The 19,629-nt window shown below is 68.1% G+C and carries 16 protein-coding genes; 7 read left to right on the top strand and 9 right to left on the bottom strand.

All coding sequences use genetic code 11. The features are described from left to right. The first annotated feature begins 53 nt into the window (after positions 1 to 53). The 5 genes from EV580_RS08515 to nei2 are packed head-to-tail and all read left to right on the top strand — an operon-like array spanning position 54 to position 8,250. Positions 54 to 4,628, top strand: a complete 4,575-nt coding sequence (locus EV580_RS08515) for an ATP-dependent helicase (RefSeq protein ID WP_133690593.1) — start codon at positions 54 to 56, stop codon at positions 4,626 to 4,628. 42 nt (positions 4,629 to 4,670) lie between these two features. Further along, positions 4,671 to 5,168 (top strand): hypothetical protein, encoded by a 498-nt coding sequence (locus tag EV580_RS08520; RefSeq protein WP_133690594.1) that lies wholly within the window; start codon positions 4,671 to 4,673, stop codon positions 5,166 to 5,168. Continuing rightward, a complete protein-coding gene (locus tag EV580_RS08525) occupies positions 5,165 to 6,037 on the top strand; it encodes an alpha/beta fold hydrolase (protein ID WP_133690595.1) in 873 nt (290 codons plus the stop codon). The genes EV580_RS08520 and EV580_RS08525 overlap by 4 nt, the downstream gene beginning before the upstream one ends. Positions 6,038 to 6,069: 32 nt before the next feature. Then, positions 6,070 to 7,473: an HNH endonuclease signature motif containing protein gene (locus tag EV580_RS08530; protein ID WP_133690596.1), complete on the top strand. Its 1,404-nt coding sequence runs from the start codon at positions 6,070 to 6,072 to the stop codon at positions 7,471 to 7,473. Positions 7,474 to 7,482: 9 nt separating this feature from the next. Further along, the gene (nei2, locus tag EV580_RS08535; protein WP_133690597.1) at positions 7,483 to 8,250 is read left to right on the top strand and encodes an endonuclease VIII Nei2; all 768 of its coding nucleotides are present in this window, start codon (positions 7,483 to 7,485) and stop codon (positions 8,248 to 8,250) included. On the opposite strand, the gene EV580_RS08540 is transcribed toward nei2, so the two are convergent. Genes EV580_RS08540 through EV580_RS08555 form a run of 4 tightly spaced genes read right to left on the bottom strand, consistent with a single transcriptional unit; the run spans position 8,219 to position 12,818 of the window. After that, positions 8,219 to 8,764 carry a sulfatase gene (locus tag EV580_RS08540; RefSeq protein ID WP_133690598.1) on the bottom strand — a complete coding sequence of 182 codons (546 nt, stop codon included), beginning with the start codon at positions 8,762 to 8,764 and terminating at the stop codon, positions 8,219 to 8,221. The two genes, nei2 and EV580_RS08540, sit on opposite strands and share 32 nt — an antisense overlap. A 32-nt stretch (positions 8,765 to 8,796) precedes the next feature. Next, a complete protein-coding gene (locus tag EV580_RS08545; protein ID WP_166654616.1) occupies positions 8,797 to 9,663 on the bottom strand; it encodes a pseudouridine synthase in 867 nt (288 codons plus the stop codon). Continuing rightward, the gene (glpD, locus tag EV580_RS08550) at positions 9,660 to 11,405 is read right to left on the bottom strand and encodes a glycerol-3-phosphate dehydrogenase (RefSeq protein ID WP_133690599.1); all 1,746 of its coding nucleotides are present in this window, start codon (positions 11,403 to 11,405) and stop codon (positions 9,660 to 9,662) included. The genes EV580_RS08545 and glpD overlap by 4 nt, the downstream gene beginning before the upstream one ends. Positions 11,406 to 11,414: 9 nt before the next feature. After that, positions 11,415 to 12,818 carry an NAD(P)H-quinone dehydrogenase gene (locus EV580_RS08555; RefSeq protein WP_133690600.1) on the bottom strand — a complete coding sequence of 468 codons (1,404 nt, stop codon included), beginning with the start codon at positions 12,816 to 12,818 and terminating at the stop codon, positions 11,415 to 11,417. 63 nt (positions 12,819 to 12,881) lie between these two features. Here EV580_RS08555 and EV580_RS08560 point away from each other — a divergent pair, with 63 nt between their 5' ends. Beyond that, a complete protein-coding gene (locus EV580_RS08560; RefSeq protein ID WP_133690601.1) occupies positions 12,882 to 13,364 on the top strand; it encodes a gamma-glutamylcyclotransferase family protein in 483 nt (160 codons plus the stop codon). A gap of 57 nt (positions 13,365 to 13,421) precedes the next feature. Here the strand turns inward: EV580_RS08560 and EV580_RS08565 are convergent, their stop codons facing one another. The 4 genes from EV580_RS08565 to EV580_RS08580 all read right to left on the bottom strand — a co-directional run bounded on the left by EV580_RS08565 (position 13,422) and on the right by EV580_RS08580 (position 17,731). Continuing rightward, positions 13,422 to 14,309 carry a type IV toxin-antitoxin system AbiEi family antitoxin domain-containing protein gene (locus tag EV580_RS08565; RefSeq protein ID WP_133690602.1) on the bottom strand — a complete coding sequence of 296 codons (888 nt, stop codon included), beginning with the start codon at positions 14,307 to 14,309 and terminating at the stop codon, positions 13,422 to 13,424. 115 nt (positions 14,310 to 14,424) lie between these two features. Next, positions 14,425 to 15,378: a UDP-glucose 4-epimerase GalE gene (galE, locus tag EV580_RS08570; protein WP_133690603.1), complete on the bottom strand. Its 954-nt coding sequence runs from the start codon at positions 15,376 to 15,378 to the stop codon at positions 14,425 to 14,427. Next, complete coding sequence (locus EV580_RS08575) at positions 15,378 to 16,547, bottom strand: amidohydrolase (protein WP_133690604.1); 1,170 nt, start codon at positions 16,545 to 16,547, stop codon at positions 15,378 to 15,380. Before EV580_RS08575 ends, galE begins: the two co-directional genes overlap by 1 nt. Further along, positions 16,544 to 17,731, bottom strand: a complete 1,188-nt coding sequence (locus EV580_RS08580; RefSeq protein WP_133690605.1) for a M20 family metallopeptidase — start codon at positions 17,729 to 17,731, stop codon at positions 16,544 to 16,546. Before EV580_RS08580 ends, EV580_RS08575 begins: the two co-directional genes overlap by 4 nt. A gap of 37 nt (positions 17,732 to 17,768) precedes the next feature. Between EV580_RS08580 and EV580_RS08585 the strand changes: the two genes are divergently transcribed. After that, positions 17,769 to 18,554 carry a purine-nucleoside phosphorylase gene (locus EV580_RS08585; protein ID WP_133690606.1) on the top strand — a complete coding sequence of 262 codons (786 nt, stop codon included), beginning with the start codon at positions 17,769 to 17,771 and terminating at the stop codon, positions 18,552 to 18,554. Here EV580_RS08585 and EV580_RS08590 read toward each other — a convergent pair. Further along, complete coding sequence (locus tag EV580_RS08590) at positions 18,473 to 19,588, bottom strand: AbrB family transcriptional regulator (RefSeq protein WP_133690607.1); 1,116 nt, start codon at positions 19,586 to 19,588, stop codon at positions 18,473 to 18,475. The genes EV580_RS08585 and EV580_RS08590 overlap by 82 nt on opposite strands. Between the last annotated feature and the right edge of the window lie 41 nt (positions 19,589 to 19,629).

Genomic DNA, 19,629 nt, shown 5'->3' on the forward strand with positions numbered 1-19,629 from the left:
GCCCCCTCCCCCGGGCACCAGTATGAACCCGCGATCTACCCATCCGTCAATAAATGACTTCTCGCCGCCTTGTCGGTACCCCCTGGCACCCTGTAATCGTGAGTCCCGCCGATCCTCTTGCCCGGTTCAGTCCGCTGACCCGGCGCTGGTTCACGGGCACTTTCGTCGAGCCCACCGCCGCGCAGGCCAACGCCTGGTCGGCCATTGCCGACGGCGACAACACGCTGGTCATCGCTCCGACGGGGTCGGGCAAGACGCTGGCGGCGTTCCTCTGGGCGATCGACCGGCTGGCTCACCAGCCCGAGAAGACCGGTACGCGCGTGCTGTACATCTCCCCGCTCAAGGCGCTGGCCGTCGACGTCGAACGCAACCTGCGCACCCCACTGACCGGCATCACCCGCATCGCCGAACACGACGGCGTGCCGGCCCCGCAGATCAGCGTGGGCGTCCGGTCCGGCGATACCCCACCGGCCCGTCGACGTGAATTGATCACCAAGCCGCCCGACATTCTGATCACCACGCCAGAGTCGCTGTTCCTGATGCTGACGTCAGCAGCCCGCGAGACGCTGACGGGCGTGCAGACGGTGATCGTCGACGAGGTCCACGCCGTGGCCGGCACCAAGCGCGGCGCGCACCTGGCGCTGTCGCTGGAGCGCCTCGACGCGCTGCTGGAGACCCCGGCCCAGCGCATCGGGTTGTCGGCCACGGTCCGCCCGCCCGAGGAGGTGGCCCGGTTCCTGTCCGGGACCCGGCCCACCACCATCGTGGCGCCGGCAGCGGCCAAGACGTTCGAACTCGCGGTGCAGGTGCCGGTGCCCGATATGGCCAATCTGGAGAACAACACCATCTGGCCCGATGTCGAGGCCCGCATCGTCGACCTCATCGAGGCACACAACTCGACCATCGTGTTCGCCAACTCGCGGCGCCTTGCCGAGCGACTCACCGCACGTATCAACGAGATTCATGCAGAACGATCCGGGATCGCACTGGACGCACCGCCCAACCGCCAGGTACCAGGCGGACCGCCCGCTCACATCATGGGCAGCGGCCAAACGTATGGGGCCGAGCCGCTCCTGGCGCGCGCCCATCACGGCTCGGTGTCCAAGGAACAGCGCGCCCTCGTCGAGGACGACCTCAAGAGCGGGCGGCTCAAGTCTGTCGTGGCGACGTCGAGCCTGGAGCTCGGAATCGACATGGGTGCAGTCGATTTGGTGATCCAGGTCGAGGCGCCACCGTCGGTGGCCAGCGGACTGCAGCGCATCGGCCGGGCCGGCCATCAGGTCGGTGAGATCTCGCGCGGGGTGCTCTTTCCCAAGCACCGCACCGATCTCATCGGCTGCGCGGTCAGCGTGCAGCGCATGCTGGCGGGCCAGATCGAAACCATGCGGGTGCCCACCAACCCGCTCGACATCCTGGCCCAGCACACCGTCGCCGCGTGTGCGCTGGAACCGGTGAGCGCCGACGAGTGGTTCGACGTCGTGCGCCGCAGCGCGCCCTTTGCGACGTTGCCGCGCAGCGCCTTCGAAGCAACACTCGATTTACTCTCGGGCAAGTATCCGTCCACCGACTTCGCCGAGCTCCGGCCCCGGCTGATCTATGACCGCGATACCGGCACGCTGACCTCGCGACCCGGTGCGCAGCGGCTGGCCGTGACGTCCGGCGGGGCCATCCCGGATCGCGGGATGTTCACGGTGTACCTCGCGACCGACTCTGAAAAGCCTTCTCGGGTCGGTGAACTCGACGAGGAAATGGTGTACGAGTCGCGTCCTGGTGACGTGATCTCGCTGGGCGCGACCAGCTGGCGGATCACCGAGATCACCCACGACCGGGTGCTGGTCATTCCCGCGCCGGGACAACCGGCCCGGTTGCCGTTCTGGCGCGGTGACGACGCCGGCCGGCCCGCCGAGCTGGGCCAGGCGATCGGGAAGTTCACCGGTGAGCTCGCCGGGTTGAACCGCGACGACTTCGACAAGCGTTGTGCCGATTTGGGATTCGCCGACTATGCGACCGACAACCTCTGGCAGCTGCTCGACGATCAGCGCACCGCCACCGCCACCGTACCCAGCGACACCACGCTGCTGGTGGAGCGTTTCCGCGACGAGCTGGGCGACTGGCGGGTGGTGCTGCATTCGCCGTATGGGCTCAAGGTGCACGGCCCGCTGGCGCTTGCCGTCAGCCGACGGCTGTTGGAGCGCTATGGAATCGACGAGAAACCGACGGCCTCTGACGACGGCATCGTGGTGCGGTTGCCCGACACCGAAGACGCCCCGCCCGGGGCCGACCTGTTCGTCTTCTCTCCCGACGAGATCGAGCCGCTGGTCACCACCGAGGTGGGCGGTTCGGCGTTGTTCGCATCGCGGTTCCGGGAGTGCGCGGCCCGCGCGCTGCTGCTGCCCAAGCGTCATCCGGGTAAGCGTTCGCCGCTGTGGCATCAGCGCCAGCGAGCGGCCCAATTGCTCGATGTGGCAAAGAAATACCCGGATTTCCCGATCGTGCTGGAAGCGGTACGGGAGTGCCTGCAGGACGTGTACGACGTTCCGACGCTGACCGAGCTGATGGGGCGGATCGCCCAGCGCCGAGTGCGCCTGGTGGAGGTCGAGACGCCGATGCCGTCGCCGTTCGCGGCGTCGCTGATGTTCGGTTACGTCGGGGCCTTCATGTACGAGGGCGACAGCCCGCTGGCCGAACGCCGTGCGGCAGCGTTGTCGTTGGACAGCACCCTGTTGGCGGAGCTGCTGGGTCGCGTCGAACTGCGGGAGCTGCTCGACCCCGACGTCATAGCCGCCACTTCGCGTCAGCTGCAACACCTTTCCGAGGATCGCAAGGCCCGCGACGCCGAGGGCGTGGCCGATCTGTTGCGCCTGCTCGGCCCGCTGACCGAGGCCGAGATCGCCGAGCGCTGCACCGCCAGCGATGTCGGTGGTTGGCTCGAGGGCCTACACGCCGCCAAACGCGTACTGCCGCTGTCGTATGCCGGTCAGTCCTGGTGGGCAGGGATCGAGGACATCGGGCGGCTGCGCGATGCGGTCGGCGTCGCGGTGCCCGTCGGGGTGCCGACGAGTTTCACCGAGGCGGTGGCCGATCCGCTCGGCGAGCTGATGGGCCGGTTCGCCCGTACTCGCGGACCCTTCACCACCGCCGAGGCGGCGTCCCGGTTCGGGCTGGGCCTGCGGGTCGCCGCCGACGTGCTGGGCCGAATGGCGGTGGACGGCAAGCTGGTTCGCGGCGAGTTCGTCGCCGCGCCGGACGCCGACCAGTGGTGCGATGCCGAGGTGCTGCGGATCCTGCGCCGCCGCTCGCTGGCCGCGCTGCGCGCACAGGTCGAACCGGTGAGCCCCGCCGCCTATGCCCGGTTCCTGCCGGCCTGGCAGCAGGTCGGCAGCTCCGCCACCTCGGGTGTCGACGGGCTGGCGCAGGTCATCGATCAACTGGCCGGAGTGCCGGTGCCCGCCTCGGCAGTCGAACCGCTGGTGTTCGGACCGCGGGTGCGCGACTACCAGCCGGCGATGCTCGACGAGCTGCTGGCCTCCGGTGAGGTCACCTGGTCGGGAGCGGGCTCGATTTCGGGCAGCGACGGCTGGATCGCATTCCATCACGCCGACACCGCTCCCCTGACGCTGGCGGCTCCCGCCGAGATCGACTTCACCGATGCGCACCGCGCGATCTTCGAGGTGCTCGGCGAGCCCGGCGAGGATCGAGGGGCGTTCTTCTTCCGGCAGTTGGTCGACAGTTCGGAGGAGACCGCGAAAGCCGCGCTGTGGGACCTGATCTGGGCGGGCTGGGTCACCGGCGACACGTTCGCACCCGTACGCGCGATGCTGGCCGGTGGACGCAGACCCGGGACTCGCCGCCCTGCCGCGCCCGCGCACCGGCAGCGCCGCGCGCCGAGGCTGAGCCGCTATTCGGTGGCGCACCCGCAGACCAGGGCGGTGGACGCGACGGTTGCGGGGCGCTGGTCGGCCGTTCCGGCCCGAGAGCCGGATTCGACTGTGCGGGCACACTTCTCGGCGGATCTTCTGCTGAGCCGGCACGGGGTGCTGACCAAGGGTGCGGCGGCGGCCGAGGGAGTTCCCGGCGGATTCGCCTACCTGTACAAGGTGCTCACCGGATTCGAGGAAGCCGGGCGGTGTCAGCGCGGGTATTTCGTCGAATCGCTGGGCGGGGCGCAGTTCGCGGTCGCCTCGACGGTCGATCGGCTGCGAACCTACCTCGACGAGGTTGATCCGGAACGCCGAGACTATCGCTCGGTGGTGCTGGCCGCCGCCGATCCGGCCAACCCGTATGGCGCCGCGCTGCCGTGGCCCTCACGTTCGGACGCCGATGCCAGCCATCGCCCGGGACGCAAGGCGGGTGCGCTGGTGGTGTTGGTGGACGGCGAGCTGGTGTGGTTCCTGGAACGCGGTGGCCGTTCGCTGTTGAACTTCAGCGCGGACGAAGAGGCGCAGCGCGCGGCGGCGGGGACGCTGGCCGAACTGGTCGGCAGTGGGCGCATCGGCGGGGTACTGGTCGAAAAGCTCGACGGCATATCGGTGCTGGAGGCGGCCGGGCATCCTGATCGTCGGACGACCGCGGATGCGTTGGTCGACGCCGGTTTCTCCCGCACACCGCGAGGACTGCGGCTGCGCTGAGTTAGCCTTGTCAACCGGCACCGGTTGACATAGGAGTGACTCATGCAGGTGTCCGAGAACGTTTTCAAGAGGCTCATCAAGGGCACGTTCCTGGCGACTCTGCTCCTCGCGGCCCAAGAGGGCGGCCAGCCACTTCACGAAGCCGCGTGGATCCTCTTGGGGGCATCCCTGACCACCGTCGTCGACGCGTATGCGACGCATCTCTCCAGCCGCAGCTACACCACGATGCGTGGCTACGTCGGCAGTCTCTGGATCGGCATCGTCAACGACTCGCCGCGCACCTTCGCCACTTTCCCGACTGTCGTACTCCTGTTGTGTGCGTGGATGTTTCAGTGGGGTCATGATCACCGCACTGCCGACGGCACGCCGGTCGCCGGATACGAGACGCTCGTGATGAACGTCAACGTCGTGCTGCTGTTCGTTCTCGGCGTGCTGGCGGCGCACCGCAGTGGTTCGTCGAGGCGAGAGACGCTGTTGTTCGGGCTCATCAACGCCGCGCTGGGTTGGCTGATCATCACCGTCGAACTCGTCCTCGAATGAGATACGCCGCCGCCATCCTCTGTCTGTTGCTCGTCGGCGCTCTCACACCACCGACGGCCGCCGCGCAGACGGGCGAATTCGTCGATATCGGCCAGGGTCGCCGTATCTACCTCGAGTGCCGTGGTGCAGGTTCACCGACGGTCATCCTGCTCTCCGGAGCCGGTGTCGCCGCTGACAATTGGAGCTACACCGGCAACCCGAACGACACAGCGACGTTTGGGCGGTCCGATGCCGCGGTGTTTCCATCAGTGTCGACGTTCACGCGAGTGTGCGTGTACGACAGGCCGGGAACCGAACAGATGGGCGGCGCGCCAAGCCGGTCGACCCCTGTGCCTCAGCCCACCACGACGCAGGAGGCTGCGGCGGACCTGAATTCGTTGTTGGCCGCCGGGCACATCCCCGGCCCGTACGTGCTCGTCGGCCACTCGTGGGGCGGTTTGATCGCCCAGACGTACGCGCGGACTCACCCGAGCGATGTCGTCGGCCTGGTCCTGGTCGACCCGAGCACGCAGTACCTGCCGAAAGTCCTGCCGCCAGACATCTGGGATCGCTGGGTGCAGAGCCTGCTCGATCACGGGCGCGCGCACCCGGGCTTCGAGACGACGGACCACCCCGCCAGCATCGAGCAACTCGACTCCGCGCCACCGCTGCCCCCGATGCCGGTCGTGGTGCTCAGTGCCGACCGGCCTTTCGACTACCTCGCCATCGATGATGCCGAGGCCTACTGGCCGCAATGGCTCGAGGCGGGCAGCCTGCTCTCGTCGTATCTGGGGGCTACACACATCACCGAGACCCACAGCGACCACTTCATCGAGAACGAGAACGCGGCCGCAGTCGTTGATGCGATCCGCGCTGTCGCAACCGACTGAAATTGTCAGACGCGCGGCGTAGCATCGAACACATGTTCGAACAATCGAGCGATCCCGCGCTTCTCGACACTATGCGCCGAGGACAGCGCAGCGAACGGGTCGCGATCGCCGAGCGACTGCTCGCGGCCGGCCGGTTGTGCCAGCGCCGGATGAAGCAGGCTGACGCGGCTGACCGCGCCCAATGGTGCATCGACAATTGGGAAGCTGTCGCCGCCGAAGTGGCCGCTGAGCTGGGCATCAGCCAAGGTCGCGCATCCACCCAGATGGATCGTGGGCTGCAGCTGATCGAGCGGCTACCGAAGTTCGGCGCATTGTTCGCATCCGGTGCGATCGACTATCGCATTGTGGTCGCAGCGTTGTTCCGCACCGGCCTGATCATCGATCCCGACATGCTGGCTGCTGTCGACGAGCGCCTGGTACACAGCGCACCGGGCTGGAACACGCTGTCGGAGAAGAGGATCGCTGAGGTTCTCGATTGGATTGTCTGCGAGCTGGATCCAGACGCGGTGCGTGTCGCGCGAAAGGCCGACGACGACCGTTACGTCGAGATCTCGCCGGGGCAAGACGGTATGGCCGAGATCTACGCACGGGTTCGCGCGACGGATGCCGCCTCGCTCGACCAACGCCTGGACAAGCTGTCTGCCACGGTGTGCCGCGACGACCCCCGGACCGCTCGACAACGCCGCGCCGATGCCGTTGGCGCCCTGGGGAGTTCGTCAGCACTGGTCTGCGAATGCGGTTCCGAAGACTGCCCAGCTCGGTCGGACGCTGCAGACGAACCGAGCCAGATCGTGATCCATGTGCTGGCCGAATCCGACACGGTCGCCGGGGACGGAGACGCTCCGGGGCTCTTACCGGGCTACGGCGCGGTCCCCGCCGAAACCGTTCGGACGTTGGCCAAGCGGGCGAAGCTGAGACCGGTTATCGGCGGCAAGGAGCTCAGCACCGAGCCGCGCTACCGGCCATCGACAGCTCTCGCGGAGTTCATCCGTTGCCGCGATCTGACCTGCCGGTTCCCGGGTTGTGACCGCCCCGCCTCGGTGGCCGACATCGACCACACGGTGCCGTACCCGTTCGGCCCGACGCATCCGTCGAACCTGAAACTCCTGTGCCGGGTGCATCATCTCCTGAAGACCTTCTACACGGGCCCCGGCGGCTGGGCTGACCGGCAGTTGCCCGACGGAACAGTGATCTGGACATCCCCCTCGGGGCGCACCTACACCACCAAACCTGGCGGCTCGCTGTTCTTTCCGCGACTCTTCGCCCCCACCGACGAGCTGAAACTACCCGACACGCCACCACCGGCGCGCGCACCGGGGCGTGGGTTGATGATGCCGGCCCGCCGGCGGACCCGACTCCAGGAACGATCCGATCGGATCCGCCGGGAACGCGGGCTCAACGAGGCGAGGGCCGCCGCCCATCCACCGCCCTTCTAGGCTGGTGTCATGCCCGAAGGCGACACCGTCTTCCACACCGCGGCCAACCTGCGCGAGGCGCTGGTCGGTAAGACGCTGACGCGCTGCGATATCCGCGTGCCGCGTTACGCCACGGTGGATCTGACCGGCAACACCGTCGACGAGGTGATCAGCCACGGCAAGCACCTGTTCATCCGGGTCGGCCCAGCCAGCATCCACTCGCACCTGAAGATGGACGGCAGCTGGCGCGTGAGCCCGAAAGGCAAGCCGCAGCGAAATGCCCACAAGATCCGAATCATCCTGGAAACAGCCGATATTCAGGCCCTCGGCATCGACCTTGGCATCCTGGAAATTCTCGACCGCGACAACGACGAAGAGGCCGTCGCTCACCTCGGCCCCGATCTTCTCGGCGACGACTGGGATCCCGACCGTGCCGCCGCCAATCTGACCAACGACCCCGACCGCCCCATCGCCGCCGCGCTCCTGGACCAACGCAACCTCGCCGGTGTCGGCAACGTCTACGCCAACGAACTGTGCTTCATCTTCGGCTGGCTCCCCACCAGCCCGGTCAGCAGCCTCACCGATCCGCTGCGAGTCGTGAAACAGGCACAAAAGATGTTGTGGGCCAATCGCACCCGCACCAACCGCACCACCACCGGCAACAGCCGACGCGGACAAGAACTCTGGGTCTACGGCCGGGCCGGCGAACCGTGCCGTCGCTGCGGCACGCCCATCCGCCGAGCCGAATCTTCCGACGAAGACCGGGTCACCTACTGGTGCCCTTCGTGCCAGCGCTGACCGGGTGCCCCGCGGCCGCCATTGCGTCAGCGACCGCCTCCTCGATGCTGTTGATCGTGGAGGTGTCCATCCGAAGGGCCCTGAAGCTCGCCGCGTGCGACAGGGTGATCTCAACGGGCATTCTGCCGTTGGGGTAGACCACGGCAATCACCACGCCGGTGCCCGCTTCCAGCGCCTCGCCGATCTCGCGGCGCAATCCTGTTCGCAGTTCGTGCTCGGCGATCGAGGCGATCACGCCGGCTGAAGCCCCGCCGACCAGAACCGACAAGCCGAACGGCGGTAGGAACAGGCCTAGGAGCAGACCCAGGCCGGCGCCGACTCCGATAGCGGTACGCCCGTGCCGGTTCTGTGCTTCAACGACTTTCGCCTGACCGTCGTCATCTTTGCCGACCAGCGCGGCGGCTCGTAGCTCCATACCGTGCTTGATCCGTGCCCCGAGTTCGTTGAAGTCCGTGCGTGCCTCATCGAGATCCGCGTACGCCGCTACCACCACCAGCTGATGATCGTCGTCCATAGGATCAGCGTCACGCGGTCCGCGCCGTGCGCCTAGGGACTGCAGACCCCGGCCGCGCTGACAAAAGACCGCAACTCCCCGGTCAAAGGATCCTCGAATTCGAGGCGCTGCGCCACCAGCCGCAGCGGTGCCGAAAAATCATCAGGGGCGACGGAGACCACCCGCGGATAGAGCGGGTCGTTGTCGATCGGCAGCCCCAACGACGCCATGTGCACCCGCAGCTGATGCGTGCGGCCGGTGCGCGGACTCAGCCGATAGCAACCGGAACCGAGCGACTCCACCAATGTCTCGGCGTTCGGCTCGCCCGGCTCCTCGAACGCCTGTAACTGACCGCGCTGCTTGATGATTCGGCTACGTACCACCGTCGGTAACTCCACCCCGCATACCGCGGACGACGCCGCCAAGTACGTTTTGGATACCAGTCCCCGCGCGAACAGCGTCTGATAAGCACCTCGAACCTCGCGGCGCACCGTGAACAACAGCACCCCCGCCGTCAGCCGGTCCAGCCGGTGCGCCGGACTCAGCTCCGGCAGATCGAGCGACCGACGCAACCGCACCAACGCCGTCTGCGCAACATGCCCGCCGCGCGGCATCGTCGCCAGGAAATGCGGCTTGTCCACCACCACGATGTCGTCGTCGCGGTAGAGCACCGGGATATCGAACGGCACCACCACCTCGTCCGGAAGCTCCCGGTACAGGAACACAACAGCGCCGGCCGGCAACACCGTCGACGACGAGATCACCGCGCCGTCGGCATCGACCACCTCACCGGAACGCACCTTGGCCAGCCCGTCCGGGCCAAACCGCCGCAGAAACTCGTCGGCGACATTGCCACCCTCCAACCGAAGACGCGCCGGCCCGAGACCGTCGCGCACCGGCAGCGGCGGCACACGCCTCAAGTAAGGGGCACCGGCTCGAGGATCTCGGCCCGCGCCTCGGGCGCCGCGGCCCGCAGCGCGTCGGCCGACTCGTCATCGGGCTGGCGCTGCGACAGCACCTCGGCCTCCACCCGCGCGATGTACGTCGCCACCTCCCGCGCGCAGTCCGCCTCGCTCCACCCGAGGATCGGCGCGACGATATCGGCGACCTCGGCCGCACAGTCCACGCCGCGGTGCTGATATTCGATCGAGATCCTCATCCGGCGGGCCAGGATGTCCTCCAGGTGCAGCGCCCCCTCGGCCGCCGCGGCATACGCCGCCTCCACCTTGAGGTACACCGGCGCGTCGGTGATCGGCTCCAGCAGCTCCGGCTTGTCGGCCGCCAGCTCCAGCACTTCCCCGATCAGCGAGCCGTACCGGTCCAGCAGATGCCGCACCCGGTAGGGATGCAGGCCGTACCGCGCACCCACACTCTGGGTCTGGTTGATCAGCGCGAAGTACCCGTCGGCGCCCATCAGCGGCACCTTCTCGGTGATCGACGGCGCCACCCGCGCCGGGATGTACTCGGCCGCGGCGTCGACGGCGTCGTCGGCCATCACCCGATAGGTCGTGTATTTGCCGCCCGCGATGGCGACCAGCCCCGGCGATGGCACGGCCACCGCATGCTCGCGCGACAGCTTCGAGGTCTCTTCGCTTTCCCCCGCCAGCAGCGGCCGCAGGCCCGCGTACACCCCGTCGATGTCGTCGTGAGTGAGCGATGTGGCCAGCACGGTGTTGACGTGGCCGAGGATGTAGTCGATATCGGCCTTGGTGGCGGCGGGGTGCGCCAGGTCGAGGTTCCAGTCGGTGTCGGTGGTGCCGATGATCCAGTGCGTGCCCCACGGAATCACGAACAGCACCGATTTCTCGGTGCGCAGGATGATTGCCACCTCGGACACGATGCGGTCGCGCGGCACCACAATGTGCACCCCCTTGGACGCGCGGACCCGAAAACGGCCGCGTTCCTTGGACAGCGCCTGGATCTCGTCGGTCCACACCCCGGTGGCGTTGATCACGACGTGGCCGCGCACATCCTCGACCGAGCCGTCCTCCGAATCCCGGATCGTCACCCCGATCACCCGGTCGCCCTCGCGGAGCAGCTTCACCACCTGCGTCGAGGTGCGCACCACCGCGCCGTAGTGGGCGGCGGTACGCGCGACGGTCATGGTGTGCCGGGCATCGTCGACGACGGTGTCGTAATAGCGGATGCCGCCGACCAACGAGCTCCGCTTGAGGCCGGGCGCCAGCCTCAGCGCCCCCGCCTTGGTCAAATGCTTTTGCGGCGGAACGGATTTCGCGCCACCCAGTTGGTCGTAGAGGAAGATGCCCGCCGCGATGTAGGGCCGCTCCCAGACGCGCTTGGTCAGCGGGAACAGAAACGGCAGCGGCTTGACCAGATGCGGCGCCAGGGTGGTCAGGGACAGCTCGCGCTCGTGCAGCGCCTCACGCACCAGGCCGAACTCCAGCTGCTCGAGGTAGCGCAGCCCGCCGTGGAACATCTTCGAACTGCGGCTCGAGGTTCCTGAGGCGAAGTCACGCGCCTCGACGAGAGCTACCTTGAGCCCGCGGGTCGCGGCATCCAGTGCGCAGCCCGCACCGACCACGCCACCGCCGATGACGACGACGTCGAACTGTTCGCTGCCCAACCGCTCCCAGGCGCGCGCACGTTCGGAAGGTCCGAGAAAGGTCTGACCGGTGCCCGGTCTAAGGATCGGGTCGCTCATAGGCCCAGGCTAGTCGAGATCGTCGTGCGCCATGAGGCGGCGCGCAGCCTCGACGATCGACCCCGACAACGACGGGTAGACCGACAGCGTCTGGGCCAGATCGGTCACCGAGATGCGGTTTTGTACCGCCAGGGCGATCGGGAGAATGAGTTCGGAGGCGATCGGGGCCACCACCACCCCGCCGATGACGACGCCGGTGGCCGGCCGGCAGAAGATCTTCACGAAGCCCCGGGTGAGCAGGGACATCTTGGCCCGTGCGTTGGTGTTCAGCGGCAGCATGATCGTGCGGGCCGGGACCGAACCGCTGTCGATCGCGGTTTGCGGGACCCCGACGGCCGCGATCTCAGGCCTGGTGAAGGTGGCCGAGGCCACCGTGCGCAGCCGGATCGGCGCCACGCCCTCGCCCAGTGCGTGATACATCGCGATCCGGCCCTGCATCGCCGCCACCGAGGCCAGCAGCAGCAGGCCGGTGCAGTCACCGGCGGCGTAGATGCCCGAGGCCGACGTCCGGGATACCCGGTCGACCGGGATGTAGTTGCCCGGCCCGAGCTCGACACCGACCCGCTCGAGCCCCAGACCAGCGGTATTGGGCACCGAGCCGACGGTCATCAGCGCGTGGCTGCCCTCGACGACGCGGCCGTCGGCCATCGTGACCTTGACCCCGGTCTCGGTCCGCACCACCGACTGCGCCCTGGCGTTCTTGATCAGCGTCACGCCGCGCTCGGCGAACACCTCCTCCAGGACGGCTGCGGCGTCGCTGTCCTCGTGCGGAAGGATCTGGTCGCGGCTGGCCACCACCGTCACCGTGACACCCAGCTCGGTGTAGGCGTTGCAGAACTCGGCGCCGGTGACGCCGGAGCCGACGATGATCAGGTGTTCGGGCAGCTCAGGGAGGTCGTAAAGCTGCCGCCAGGTCAGGATCCGCACGCCGTCGGGCTCGGCGTTCGGCAGCACTCGAGGGCTCGCGCCGGTGGCGATCAGCACCACGTCGGCCTTGAGGATCCCGGTCTGGCCGTGGGCCGTCGTCACCTGGACGCGGTGGTGGGCCATGCCCGGCACGGCGTCGATCAGCTCGCCGCGGCCCTGCACCACGTTGACCTTTTCGCGCAGCAGGTTCGTTCCGATATCGGCAGACTGTGACCGCGCCAGCGTCTTCACACGGTTGTTGATCTGCGGCAACGAAATCTTGGCGTCGTCGATGCCGATCTCGAAACCGAGGCCCGACGCGCGGCGCAGTTCGGTGCGCACGCCCGTCGAGGCGATGAACGTCTTGGACGGCACGCAGTCGAAGAGGACGCAGGCTCCGCCGATTCCGTCGGAGTCCACGACGGTGACCTCGGCCCGTCCCGCGGCGACCAGTGCCGCCTCGTAACCGGCCGGCCCTCCCCCGATGATCACGATCCGCGTCGTCACGGGCCTTAGCCTAATCACCGGAGTCGCTGCGCTCCCGGCGACAGGACGCTCTAGGCTTTCCCCGTGCCGCTCTATGCCGCCTACGGGTCCAACATGCATCCCGAGCAGATGCTGGAGCGCGCGCCGCATTCCCCGATGGCAGGCACCGGCTGGTTGCACGGCTGGCGGCTCACCTTCGCCGGCGAGGACATCGGCTGGGAGGGCGCACTGGCGACCCTGGTCGAGGACCCCGATTCCAAGGTGTTCGTGGTGCTCTACGACATGACCACCGCCGACGAGCAGAACCTGGACCGCTGGGAAGGTTCGGAGCTGGGCTTCCACAAGAAGATCAGATGCCGCATCGAATGCGAATCGACCGACACCACAAACGATCCCGTGCTCGCCTGGCTGTACGTCCTGGATGCCTGGGAGGGCGGACTACCCTCGGCGCGCTACATCGGCGTGATGGCCGACGCCGCCGAGATCGCCGGTGCGCCACCCGAATACGTGCACGACCTGCGCACCCGCCCGGCAAGTAATGTCGGCCCGGGCACCGGCGGCGACTAGCTCTCCTGTGCATGAGCGTGCGTGTCGGTGCAGAGACACGCCGCCGCAGCGCACACTTCACGCACACTCGCGCGCCACAAGGTGCGCGTTGATGCGCTTGACGAGCAGACCGGGCGCGCGACGCACGTCGTCGACGACGATCGGCACGACCATCCACCCCAGATCTTGCAGCGCAGCCAGTTTCTCCCGGTCGCGGCGCAACGCATTCGCCCCGACGTGCCATTCACCACTGTCATACTCGGCAGCAACCCTGTGGTCGGGCCATGCGAAATCGAGTCTTCGCAACCGCCCTCGCGCGTCGACGATCCCATGCTGCAGTACCGGCATCGGCAGGCCGCCGTCGATCATGACGAGGCGGGCCTCGCTCTCCATCGGTGATTCGGCTCGTCCGTCAACCAGCGGAAGCAGGTGGCGGACTTTCACAATGCCGCGCCGTCCCTGTTGCAATGCAACGGCTCGCGACAACTCCGACAGGTTGCACTGCCCGGAGCGGAGCGCGGCGTCGAGTGTGGCGAGCGCTCTTGGGCGACGCAATGTTCGGGCCACCTCTACCGCCGTCCACGCCGGGCCCGTAGCCGGACGGGCCGACACCATGACCATCGGCGCACCCTCTCGGCGGTGTACGACGAGCCCATCGGCCGGCCGCAACTGGTGCCCAATGGGATTCAGCACATGCAAAGCAGCGTCGCCCTCGGTGTCGAAGCCGTAGAGGCCCGCCGCAGTGGCCATGCAGACGACGACGGTCTCACCGCAAGTCAAGTCGAGACCCCTCAGTTTGCGCGCCGTGTCGGCGGCACCGAAGCCGTAGATCCCTCGCCAAATACGTTCCACAGTCGTGGATTCCAACAACATCTCAAGGTTGCGTCGACTCACGACCGCAAGGATCTGCTCGGCGGTCGCGACGCCGCCCTGCCTTTCGAACAGCGCAACCAGCCCTTCATGCACACGCGTGATGCTGCACGGTCATCGCGCGATCAGAAAGTCAGCCCTGTGGACAACGAGAGTGCGTGAACTGCGCACCGATACGGCGTGTCACTGTGCAGACACGCACGCTCGCGGATCACTTGGTGAGGCATTCCCAAGCATCGGAGACGATCTCGTCAATGGTCGTGTGCTGAGGCTGCCAGCCGAGCTCGGTGATGGCCCGCTCGCTCGAGGCGATCAGCACAGCCGGATCACCGGCCCTGCGCTCGACGTCCCGCGCCGCGATCGGTCCGCCGGTGACCCGCTCGCAGCAGGCGATCACCTCGCGAACCGAGAAGCCGGTGCCGTTGCCCAGGTTGTAGATCCGGTGCTCACCCGGCTTCGACGTCTGCAGCGCAAGCAGATGCGCGTCGGCCAGATCGCGGACGTGGATGTAGTCGCGAATGCACGTGCCGTCCGGCGTCGGCCAGTCGGTGCCGAACACCAGGATCTCCGAGCGCCGCCCGGTGGCGACCTGCAACACCAGCGGAATCAGGTGCGTCTCGGTCGCATGACGCTCACCGCAGCCACCGTATGCGCCTGCGACGTTGAAGTAGCGCAGGCTGGTGGCGGCCAACCCGTGCGCGGTGGCGTACGAGGTGATCGCGTGGTCGATCGCCAGTTTGGTGGCGCCATAGGCATTTGTCGGCCGGGTCTCGGCGTCCTCGGTGATCGGCACCGACTTCGGCTCGCCGTAGGTCGCCGCCGTGGAGGAGAACACCAGCCGCGGTGTGCCCGCCGCGCGCATCGCCTCCAACAGTTGAATTGTCTTGACCACGTTGCTGTTCCAGTATTTCTCCGGCTCGGCCACCGACTCGCCCACCAGAGATTTCGCCGCGAAGTGCACCACCCCGTCGAACGATCCGTCGCCAAGCAACTCCGGTGCGACGTCGACCATGTCGGCCTGCACGAACCGCGCCCCCGACGGCACCGCGTCGCCGTTGCCCGTCGACAGGTCGTCGACGACCACCACCTCGTGGCCCTGCTCCAGCAGCACCGTCGCGCACACGCTGCCCACGTACCCCGCACCGCCCGTGACCAAAAGCTTCATCAGTACCCCGCGGACTGCTCGACGATATTCACCAGAACCCGAACCCCCACCGCGAGCGCGCGCTCGTCGAGGTCGAACGTCGGCTGGTGCAGATCCAGCTGCGGCCCGCGGCCGCTCCACACCCCCAGCCGGCCCATCGCACCGGGTACCTCTTCCAGATACCAGGAGAAGTCCTCACCGCCGCCGGACTGGTGAGTGTCCGCGAGCGCATCGGGCGCGACCGCCTCGATGGCATGCGTCATGATCTGCGTCGAGCGTTCCTCATTGACCACGGGCGGCACGCCACGGTGGTAATTCAGGGTGTGCTCGATACCAAGGGGTGCGAGCAGGCCTGAAACCGTCTCCCGCACAAGCTGTTCCATACCCACCCAGGTCTCGCGGCTGGCGGTGCGCACCGTGCCCGCCAACGTGCCGGTCTGCGGAATGGCATTGGCCGCGACCCCGGCGTTGGCCGCGCCCCACACCATCACGGTGCTGTGCCGCGGGTCGATCCGTCGCGACAGCACGCCCGGCAGCCCGGTGATCACCGTGCCCATGCCGTACACCAGATCCGATGTCAGGTGCGGGCGTGACGTGTGTCCGCCGGGTGAGTGCAAGGTGATCTCGATCGAATCCGCCGCCGACGTGATGGGGCCGGGGATGATCGCGACGCGCCCCGCGGCGAGCCGGGGATCGCAGTGCAACGCGAAGATCCGCGAGACTCCGACCAACGCGCCCGCGGCGATCGCGTCGATCGCGCCGCCGGGCATCAATTCCTCGGCGGCCTGGAAGATCAACCGCACGCCGACCGGCAGTTCGGGCACCGACGCCAGCGCCGTCGCGGCCCCGATGAGCATCGCGGTGTGGGCGTCGTGCCCGCAGGCATGGGCGACGTTCGGCATCGTCGAGCTGTACGGCGCGCCGGTGCGCTCGGCCATCGGGAGCGCATCCATGTCGGCGCGCAACGCGATCCGCGGCGCGTGCTCGGGACCGAAGTCGCAGGTCAGTCCGGTCCCGCCCGGCATCACCTTCGGGTTCAGCCCGGCTTCCACCAGACGGTCGGCGACGAACTGGGTGGTCGCGAACTCCTGGCGGCCCAGCTCCGGGTAGCGGTGAATGTGGCGGCGCCAGGCGACCAGATCGTCGAAATGGGCGGCCAGCCACGACTCCGTCGTGTCAGCGATGCTCATGTGCGATCCCCCCGCTGCGCCAGCAGCTCCAGCACCCGCTCCCGTTCGACATCCGATTCGGCAAGTCGAACGACGGTGCGCGCCAACATGATTGCCCCCTCCGTCACCGCACGGTCCCCGCTGGGACTCGCCGCGGCGACGGTGAAACCGGGCTGATGGATCACCGCGCCGCCCGATTCGACACCGACCACGGGGTGGATGCCCGGCAGCAGCTGGGTGACATTGCCCATATCCGTGCTCCCCAAGGGCATTCCGGCCTCCACCTCGACCGGAACGGGCTTGCGGCCCATCTTCGTCATCTCGTCGCGGAACACCTCGGCCAGCCACCTGTCGGGGGTCAGTTCGGCGTACGGCGGTGCGGCTTCGGCGATGTCGTGTCCACACCCGGTGGCGACCGCCCCCGCCTCGAAGCACCCCCGCATCTTGGCTTCCAGTCCGCGCAGCGACTCGGTGTCGACGGCCCGCATCGTGTACTGCAGCCGAGCCCGGCCCGGGATGATGTTGGTCGCCGAGCCGCCCTCGGTGACGATGCCGTGAGCCAGCTGGCCGGGAGCCATCTGCTGGCGCAGCAACCCGATCGCCACCTGCGCGACGGTCACCGCGTCGGCGGCATTGACCCCCAGATGCGGCGCGACGGCGGCATGCGATTCGCGGCCGGTGTAGGTCACGATCACCTCCGACAGCGCCAGTGAGCGGGCGGCGGCGATGTCGATCGGCCCGGGGTGCAGCATCACGGCGGCAGCGACGTCGTCGAACACTCCCGCGTCGATCAGCAGCGCCTTGCCGCCACCGGACTCCTCGGCCGGCGTGCCGATCAGAGCGACGGTGAGCCCGAGCTCGTCGGCCACCTCGGCCAGCGCCAGGGCGGTGCCGACCGCCGACGCCGCGATGATGTTGTGCCCGCACGCATGCCCGATACCGGGCAGCGCGTCGTACTCGGCGCAGATCCCGATCACCAACGGGCCGGAGCCGAAGTCGGCGCGGAACGCCGTGTCCAAACCGCCGGGCGCCGCACTGATCTCGAAGCCGCGCTCAGCCACCAGTGCCTTGGTCTTGGCGCAGCTGCGGTGCTCGTCGAACGCGAGTTCCGGTTCGGCGTGAATGGCGTGGGAGAGCTCGATCAGATCGCCACCACGGGCTGCGACCACGTCCTCGACGCGGGTCGACGCGGTGGCTGCGGGCATCCACGCAGTATCGCATTCGGGACTAGGCTCGCAGTCTGTGAGTCCTGACGCCGAACACGCCGCCGCGGTGATCGCCGAGCGCACCGGTGTGGAGCGGCACGACGTCGCCGTGGTCCTCGGATCGGGGTGGACACCCGCGGCCGCGGCACTGGGCACACCGAAGGCAGAGATTCCGATGTCGGTGATCCCCGGCTTCACGCCTCCGTCGGCGCTCGGCCATCGCGGCCGGGTGCTGTCGGTGCCGCTCGGATCACTCAACGTGTTGGTGCTGTTGGGCCGCATCCATGCCTACGAGGGCCATGACCTGCGGACCATCGTCCATCCGGTGCGCACAGCCCGGGCCGCGGGCGCGAATGTCGTGGTCCTGACCAACGCGGCCGGGGGCCTGCGGCCGGAGTACGAGGTCGGGCAGCCGATTCTGATCAGCGACCATCTGAACCTGACCGCGCGCTCGCCGCTGGTCGGGGCGCAGTTCGTCGATCTGGTCGACGCCTACGCGCCGCGGCTGCGGGAACTGGCGCGCGCCGTCGACCCGAGCCTGACCGAGGGCGTCTACGCGGCCATGCCGGGCCCGCACTACGAGACCCCCGCCGAGATCCGGATGCTGCGCACGCTCGGGGCCGACCTGGTCGGTATGTCGACCGTCCACGAGACCATCGCGGCGCGGGCGGCGGGCGCCGAAGTGCTGGCGTTCTCTCTGGTGACGAATCTGGCCGCCGGGATGACCGGCCAGCCGCTGAGTCACGACGAAGTTCTGGCCGCGGGTCGGGCGTCGGCGACTGCGGTGGGATCGCTGCTGGCCTCGGTGCTGGCGCGCCTGTAGGTCAGCCGCACGAATCCGCGCGCCAGCAGCGGTGCCGCGAACAGCATCAGCAACACCCGCAGCACCTGCGTGGCGACGATGAACGTGACGTTCGAATCCGTTTCCACCGCGGTGGCCAGCACGGCGTAGATACCGCCCGGACTGGTGGCCAGATATCCGTCGAGCATGCTGACGCCTGCGATCTTGGACAGCGCCACCCCGAGTCCCGCGGTCGCGATGTTGAGCAGCACGATCAGCCCGAGCGCGGCCGGCAACAGCCGCTGGATCGCCCGCAGTGATTCGCGGGTGAACGCGACTCCGGCCTGCCAACCGATGAGCATGTAGGACACCGACACCAGCAGGGCGGGCACAGCCAGCCCGAAGGACCAACCGCTGAGTTCGGCGATGATCGTCAGCGCCATCGGGCCGAGCAGGCCCGAGCCGGGCAGTCGCGCGAGCCGGCCGACCACCGATCCGGCGAAGACCAGGACGACGATCATCAGCAAGCTCAAATACCAAGGCGCCACGTGAGATTGGGGCGCCGCCGCTGCCGCATGTGAAGAACGTTCGGCGTGGTAGACGAGGGTGACGACAACGGGCATGGTCGCGGTGATCACGGCCACCCGCAGGTATTGGACGACGGCGACGACGCGATCGTCACCGCCCAACTCCCGCGCGATGGCCACCAGACCCGACGCTCCCCCTGCCACGAGCGCCAGCGCGCCGGTGAGGGGGCTGATGTCGCGGTGCAGTCCGAGCAGCGCCCCGGCGCCGATGCTGAGCAACAGGGTGGCCACACCGACGCCGACGACCACCGGCCAGTGCGGTCCGAGGGCCGACAGCGCATCCGGATGGACCATGGTGCCGATGTAGACACCGAGCGCGCCTTGGGCCGCCAGGCCCGCGAACCGCGGTATGCGTGCGGGCGCCAGCCGGGCGATCGCCAGCACGATGCCGACCAGCAGGGCGGCGAACAGGGCCGCAGAGGGGACGCCGAGGCGGTCCAGCGGCACCGTGACCCCGACGGTCACCAGTACCAACACAACCCAACGCATATCCCAAGTATGCCCTTGCTTTTTTATGGCCGCTACCCGTG

It is taken from the genome of Mycobacterium sp. BK086, assembly GCA_004362315.1.
GTDB lineage: Bacteria > Actinomycetota > Actinomycetes > Mycobacteriales > Mycobacteriaceae > Mycobacterium.

What these genes read in the sequence shown, in the direction of transcription:
- EV580_RS08515 (WP_133690593.1), top strand. Translation starts at nt 54, where the DNA reads ATGACTTCTCGCCGCCTTGTCGGTACCCCCTGGCACCCTGTAATCGTG.
- EV580_RS08520 (WP_133690594.1), top strand. Translation starts at nt 4,671, where the DNA reads ATGCAGGTGTCCGAGAACGTTTTCAAGAGGCTCATCAAGGGCACGTTC.
- EV580_RS08525 (WP_133690595.1), top strand. Translation starts at nt 5,165, where the DNA reads ATGAGATACGCCGCCGCCATCCTCTGTCTGTTGCTCGTCGGCGCTCTC.
- EV580_RS08530 (WP_133690596.1), top strand. Translation starts at nt 6,070, where the DNA reads ATGTTCGAACAATCGAGCGATCCCGCGCTTCTCGACACTATGCGCCGA.
- nei2 (WP_133690597.1), top strand. Translation starts at nt 7,483, where the DNA reads ATGCCCGAAGGCGACACCGTCTTCCACACCGCGGCCAACCTGCGCGAG.
- EV580_RS08540 (WP_133690598.1), bottom strand. Translation starts at nt 8,764, where the DNA reads ATGGACGACGATCATCAGCTGGTGGTGGTAGCGGCGTACGCGGATCTC.
- glpD (WP_133690599.1), bottom strand. Translation starts at nt 11,405, where the DNA reads ATGAGCGACCCGATCCTTAGACCGGGCACCGGTCAGACCTTTCTCGGA.
- galE (WP_133690603.1), bottom strand. Translation starts at nt 15,378, where the DNA reads ATGAAGCTTTTGGTCACGGGCGGTGCGGGGTACGTGGGCAGCGTGTGC.
- EV580_RS08575 (WP_133690604.1), bottom strand. Translation starts at nt 16,547, where the DNA reads ATGAGCATCGCTGACACGACGGAGTCGTGGCTGGCCGCCCATTTCGAC.
- EV580_RS08580 (WP_133690605.1), bottom strand. Translation starts at nt 17,731, where the DNA reads ATGCCCGCAGCCACCGCGTCGACCCGCGTCGAGGACGTGGTCGCAGCC.
- EV580_RS08590 (WP_133690607.1), bottom strand. Translation starts at nt 19,588, where the DNA reads ATGCGTTGGGTTGTGTTGGTACTGGTGACCGTCGGGGTCACGGTGCCG.